General features: G+C 63.6%; 4 protein-coding genes, 1 other RNA gene and 1 pseudogene. 5 read left to right on the top strand and 1 reads right to left on the bottom strand.

The genetic code is table 11. The features are described from left to right. Positions 1-154, top strand: a pseudogene (locus ROZ37_RS04775) (electron transfer flavoprotein subunit alpha/FixB family protein); the annotation flags it as partial. 319 nt (positions 155-473) lie between these two features. Here ROZ37_RS04775 and ROZ37_RS04770 read toward each other — a convergent pair. Then, positions 474-749: a type II toxin-antitoxin system HicA family toxin gene (locus ROZ37_RS04770; protein ID WP_312657920.1), complete on the bottom strand. Its 276-nt coding sequence runs from the start codon at positions 747-749 to the stop codon at positions 474-476. Positions 750-1,036: 287 nt separating this feature from the next. Here ROZ37_RS04770 and ROZ37_RS04765 point away from each other — a divergent pair, with 287 nt between their 5' ends. From ROZ37_RS04765 to ssrA, 4 genes are all read left to right on the top strand, one after another. Then, positions 1,037-2,377 carry an erythromycin esterase family protein gene (locus ROZ37_RS04765; protein ID WP_312657918.1) on the top strand — a complete coding sequence of 447 codons (1,341 nt, stop codon included), beginning with the start codon at positions 1,037-1,039 and terminating at the stop codon, positions 2,375-2,377. A 58-nt stretch (positions 2,378-2,435) separates the two neighbouring features. Next, positions 2,436-3,116, top strand: a complete 681-nt coding sequence (locus tag ROZ37_RS04760) for a dienelactone hydrolase family protein (RefSeq protein ID WP_312657916.1) — start codon at positions 2,436-2,438, stop codon at positions 3,114-3,116. 660 nt (positions 3,117-3,776) lie between these two features. Then, positions 3,777-4,958 carry an SRPBCC family protein gene (locus ROZ37_RS04755; protein WP_312657914.1) on the top strand — a complete coding sequence of 394 codons (1,182 nt, stop codon included), beginning with the start codon at positions 3,777-3,779 and terminating at the stop codon, positions 4,956-4,958. 235 nt (positions 4,959-5,193) lie between these two features. Continuing rightward, positions 5,194-5,571, top strand: a transfer-messenger RNA (tmRNA) gene (gene ssrA / locus ROZ37_RS04750). Positions 5,572-6,000: the final 429 nt, after the last annotated feature.

Genomic DNA, 6,000 nt, shown 5'->3' with positions numbered 1-6,000 from the left:
GTCGGGTGCGATCCAGCACCTCGCGGGCATGAAGGATTCGAAGGTCATCGTCGCGATCAACAAGGACCCCGAAGCGCCGATCTTCCAGGTCGCCGACTACGGCCTCGTGGGCGATCTGTTCGAGGTCGTGCCGGAACTGACGCAGAGCACCTGAGAACGTTCTTCCTGCCGGTGCCGGGAATCCTGCCTTTTTCCTGCGTCGCGCCGTCGGTTGAATTCGGCTTCCCGGTTTCACTCCGGGAAGCCGATTGTCGACGTTTGCGGCACAGATCGGCGATGTCCCGGCATGAGTGCCGATTCATTCGAATGCGAAATCGACGTAGGGAAAAAGGAGGCCTTTCCCCCTGAATTTTTCCGTCACGTTAAATTCGCCGAGAATCCCGACGCTAAAACCCGATTTCGCTACCGGGATCGAGAATCCGCCTCTCAATCGTGTCAGACGCTAGCCCGTCCGTCGCCCAACCTCTCCCGCTTCATTCCTTGTCCTGATAGGTCGAGGGTGTCACGCCCGCATGCGCGAGAAATTCCCGCAGCATCTTGATGTCCTGCCGGGAGCAAGTGCTGCCGTGATGCGGGTAATGCAGGAATCCCTCGGCCTTGTTCAGCACCACACGGAATCGCGCGCCGTGCGACGGTTCGATCGTGGCACCGAGGTGGTGCAGCAACGACTCGATTTCGCGCCAATGAATGTTGTTGCCGATCGGGTCCTGGAAGATCGTCCGTAGCAGATGCGCGTGCTTGTGACTCATTGCGGCCCTCGTTCGATGGTCGATCCCGAACGGTGGCGGGTACGAAGCGGGACCGGGGTGAACGCTGCGTCTCCGCCGGCATTTTTCGAGCGCTCCGGGCGGAAGACGGGAGGAACTGCTGCCTCGACTAGTGTAACGCCGCGACGTGGATCGATTTTGCCCTGAATGAGGCCAAGCACGCCTGAAAGGACGTTGCGGCGGTCGAGCCGTTCACCGCAGCAGGGCCCGGCTACGGTCGGGCACGGGCATTGCCCGGACATTCTTCTTCCGACAAAGAGGGGATAGTCATGGCAGACCGGACGCTGGTGCAGGCGATTGCCGGCGCTGCGCGGCCGCTGAAAGAAGGGCCGTCAGCTTGGGATCCACTGCTGGAAAACATAGGCGATGCCCGAATCGTGCTCCTCGGTGAGGCGACGCACGGCACGCACGAGTTCTACAACGCACGCGCCCAGATCACGCGACGGCTCATTGTCGAGAAGGATTTCGACGCAGTGGCAGTGGAGGCCGACTGGCCCGATTCGCTGCGGGCGAGTCGCTATGCACAAGGTGCGACGCAGGACCCGGACGCGAACAGGGCGCTGGGCCGCTTCGAGCGCTTCCCTCGCTGGATGTGGCGAAATGCGGAGGTTCTCGCCTTCATCGAGTGGTTGAAGCGCGAGAACGAGTTGCGCGGTCCCGGGGAGCGCGTCGGTTTTTTCGGCCTCGATCTCTACAGTCTGCGCGCATCGATGGACGCGGTTGTCCGCTATCTCGCGACGGTCGATCCGGAGGCCGAGCAGCGCGCGCGGGCCCGCTATGCCTGTTTCGATCATATCGGTGAAGATCCGCAGCGCTATGGTTACGCAACCACGTTCGGCCTGGTCGAGCATTGCGAGCGAGAGGTCCTGCATCAACTCGTCGAACTGACGCATAACGCCGAACGCTTCCTGTGTCAGGACGGTGTCGCCGCGACCGACGAGCTCTTCTACGTGCAGCAGAACGCGCGGGTCGCGGTGAACGCCGAGCGGTATTACCGGAGCATGTTCCGTGGCCGCAATGAGTCGTGGAACCGGCGCGACACGCATATGGCCGAGACGCTGCATGAGCTGGACGAGCATCTCAGCGGCCGGCGCGGGCGACCCGCCCGGATCGTGGTGTGGGCGCACAACTCGCATCTCGGCGACGCGCGCGTCACGGAAATGGGCGAATCCGGCGAACTCAATCTCGGCCAGCTCGTGCGCGAGCGTTACGGCCCGGCCCACTCGCGACTGGTCGGTTTCACAACCCATCGCGGAACCGTCACGGCGGCGTCCGAATGGGATGCGCCGGCCGAATTGAAGCACGTGCGGGACTCGCACCCCGACAGCTTCGAACGTCTGTTCCATGAGACCGGCATCACGCGCTTTCTCCTGATTTCTTCCGAGGCGCCTGCGCTGCGCCGCGAGCGCCACCTCGAGCGGGCGATCGGGGTCATCTATCTGCCCGAGTCCGAACGCGTCAGCCACTATTTCTACGCCGATCTGGCGAAGCAGTTCGACGCTGTGATCCATTTCGACGAGACGAGGGCTCTGGTGCCGCTGGATCCTTCGGATCTGTGGAAGCACAGCGATCTGCCGCAGGAGATGGAGACTTATCCGAGCGCGATTTGACGAAACCGGAGCGATTCGCGGCCTGCGAGCGCGAATTGAGGGGTTGGAAGGAGGGCGTATGGCGACTTCGGCGGACAAGTCATCGAGCGCGGGGCAGACGGTCGAGATCCCGGCCGGATCCGTGCGGCTCTCGGGCGAGCTGACGATTCCGGCCGACGCGCTCGGGGTTGTCCTCTTCGCGCACGGCAGCGGTAGCAGCCGGCACAGCCCTCGCAATCGTTACGTTGCGCGCACCCTTTGCGACGCGAAGATCGGGACGCTGTTGTTCGATCTGCTGAGCCTCGACGAAGAGGCGGTCGACGCCTCGACCGGCGAATTGCGGTTCGACATCGGCCTGCTCGCGCGCCGCCTCGAGGAAGCGACGCACTGGCTGCGGCGTCAATCAAAGTTTGGTGGTCTGCCGGTCGGCTATTTCGGTGCGAGCACCGGCGGCGGCGCCGCTCTGGTCGCCGCGGCGGCACTCGGCGACGAGGTCAGGGCGGTGGTGTCGCGCGGCGGACGGCCGGATCTTGCCGGGGACGCACTGGGCGCCGTGCGTGCCCCGACGCTGCTTCTCGTCGGGGGGCTCGACGGGCCGGTCATCCGGATGAACCAGGAGGCGTTCGCCCGACTTTCCTGCACGAAGGAACTCACGATAATTCCGAACGCCACCCATCTGTTCGAGGAGCCGGGCACGCTCGAAGCGGTGGCGCAGCATGCGGCCGCGTGGTTCAGGCGCCATCTGCCGGAACGCGTGTAAGCGGAGAACCGCATGTCGGACCGATATTCCGACCGGTGCGAGGCGGGCCGATTGCTTGCCGACCGCCTGAAAGGGTTCGCGACGCGCCGCGGCGATCGCGTTACGCCGTTCGGCTCCGGCTCGGCCGGTGGTCGCCGTGTCGGTTGCCGCGCCCGACACTTGCCACCGGATCGAGACCGACGCCGACGAACCCGTCTGTCTCGCGGAGCCGGACCCGTTCCAGGCAGTCGGCCTCCGGTACCGCGATCTTCCGCAGATCAGTGACGACGAGGTACGGGATCTTCTGGACGATGCCGAATCCTTCGGGCGAAAGGCTTGATCGAGGCGGAATGCCCGCGCTTCTCACGGCCGATGTCGCGTGACGTCGATGGGCACAGGGTTTTACGTCGATTCGATTCAGCGCTAGACGCCGATGCCTCTTGCCCTTGAAGGAATGTGCAGAGGCGTGAAAGTTTTACAGACAGCCGGCGAAGCACCGCACCGCACCGGGTCCGCTGGCCGTTGTACGGCACGTCTTTTGCCCATTGAAGCTTTACGTCGTCTTCAATCTCTGTCCGCGGCTGCAAAGCAGAAAACACGACGAAGCAGGCCAGCCCACCTCTGCTTGAACGCAGCCACTGAACGCAATGCGTCGCTGGCAATTCGGCGAGGAGGTGTGTGATGAGAAGCAGCGAGAATCGGTTTGTGGCAGTTGCGAGGGCTTTCAGCTTCGGACTGCTCGCGATGTATCTTTTCGACCCTGATATCGGACGCCGGCGGCGTTCCTTGCTCGCGGACAAGATGAGGAAGACGCGGCACCGCGTGTCCGATCTAGCCGAAGTGGTGTCCCGGGACGCCGCCAACCGTACGCAGGGCCTGCGCACGACAATCGGTGCTCGGCTTTCGGGCGAACGGCACGCCTCGCCGCGCGTGATCGAGGAGCGCGTGCGTGCACGGATCGGGCGCGCCGTTTCGACCCCGGGGGCGCTGAAGGTGCGGGCTCAGGACGACGGGACTGTCATTCTTGCGGGACCGGTGCTGGCAAGCGAGGTGAGCCGTTTGATGAGGGCGGCGTGGTCGGTGCGGGGCGTGAAGGGGGTGGATGACCAGCTGGAGGTTCACGATCATCCCGGGAACATCTCCGCCCTGCAGGGCGCCCGACAGTCTCGTTCGTCGACGGGCCATGGGGTTACGGAGAACTGGCCACCGTCGGTCCGCGTCCTCGCCGCTGCGGCCGGTGCATCGTTGGCTGTCGCGAGCCTGTTTCGCGGTGCGCCGACGAACCTCGTGGGGCCGGTGTTGGGCGGCGCGTTGTTGATGCGTGCCGCAGGGAACAAGAGCCTCAAGCGGACGGTGGGATTTTCGCGGACGAAGAGTGTGCATATCGACAAGGAGATGTTCATCGCTGCGCCTCCGGAGCGCGTGTTCGATTTCTGGCGCCATCAGGAGAACTTTCCCCAGTTCATGCGCAACGTCCAGGAGGTGCAGCCTGCGGGCGAGGACCGCTGGCACTGGAAAGTGGCCGGACCGCTGGGGCCGGTCGAATGGGATGCCAAGATCGTCGAACGCGAGGAGAACAGGCGCCTCGCGTGGCACACGCTGCCCGGCACGCCGGTGGAAAGCGAAGGGCGGATCGACTTCGAACCTGAAGGTGAGGGCACTCGCCTGCGCGTGTCGATGGGCTACACGCCCGTCGCCGGCGCGCTCGGGCATGCCGCTGCCCGACTTTTCGGCAAGGACGCCAAGAGCGAGATGGACGAGGACCTGATGCGGGTGAAATCCTACCTGGAGACCGGGGTCGCGGCGCGTGACGCAGCAGGCGGGCAACGAAACCAGGCGGAGGACGCGCGCCGCTTGCACTGACGACTGATGCCGCTCGGGAATGGTGATCTTCTCGCGGCAGCGACCCCTCTGAGTGTGGTTCCGCTCGATGGACCGCTTGCGGCTTTCCGATGACGGGCTCCGCCCGTCATCGGAACCGAAAGAAATATTTCGGCTCGTGTGGAACTCTCGAGCGTTAGTCGCTCTCTTAGTGTGGTACCGTTCGCGGCGGCTTGAAATTACAGCAACCAGTCGCCAGATAGGTAACGTCTCACAGGGGGCCGACTTGGCTTCGACGTGGGTCGCGAAGCAGCGCAGTGCATACCGAGGACCAGTGACCTCGTAAATCCATCTGGAAATCAACAAACGCCAACGACGAGCGTTTCGCTCTCGCCGCTTAATCCCGGCGGGCGCTGCACCGGCAGGTCTCTGGGCCGGGTGGTCTCAGCGTAAGCTGAGCCGCTGCAGTGTCATTTACAGAGACTCGCTAGTTGCGCCGGGTTACTTGGCGCAACGGCTAAAACCAAGGTAACTCGCCGCTGGTCGGCCTGCCGTTCGGCTAAGCCAGTAGCTAAATTCAAATAGAGCGGCTAAGTATGTAGATCTGTCTGTAGAGGGCTTGCGGACGGGGGTTCGATTCCCCCCGGCTCCACCACTATTCAAAAAACCAACCGTTCTCGGTTGGTTTTTTTTCGCCCGTTTCCCCCAGTGTTGGCGCGGTTTCCGGGCCTGGCCTCGCGAGCGCCACCCCTGCGAACCCATCGTTTTCACCCCTTCCGGTGCCTCTCTGTTCTCCGTTTTCTCTGCCTGCTCCTGTTCAGTGACGCAGGCCGTGTGGTTATCGAGGTCGACGGATCTCAGCACTTCGCGGAGGACGGGAAACCTTCTCTTGCCAGGTACGCGGACATGGTGGCGGCCGACCGTGACCTCCGGCTTGCCGGGTACGAGGTCTACCGTTTCGGCGCCAACGAGCTCACCGGTCACGGATCGGCAGAACGGATCGAAGGGTTTTTCCGCCGCTTACTTCGGAAGCACGCAGTCCTGCCTGGGACTGGTCTGGCTCAGTGAAGCTATGCCAGCTGAA

Origin of the sequence: Aromatoleum sp. (assembly GCF_032027225.1) — a bacterium.
Taxonomy (GTDB): Bacteria; Pseudomonadota; Gammaproteobacteria; order Burkholderiales; family Rhodocyclaceae; genus Aromatoleum.
This window is presented reverse-complemented; position numbering and strand designations above follow the sequence as displayed.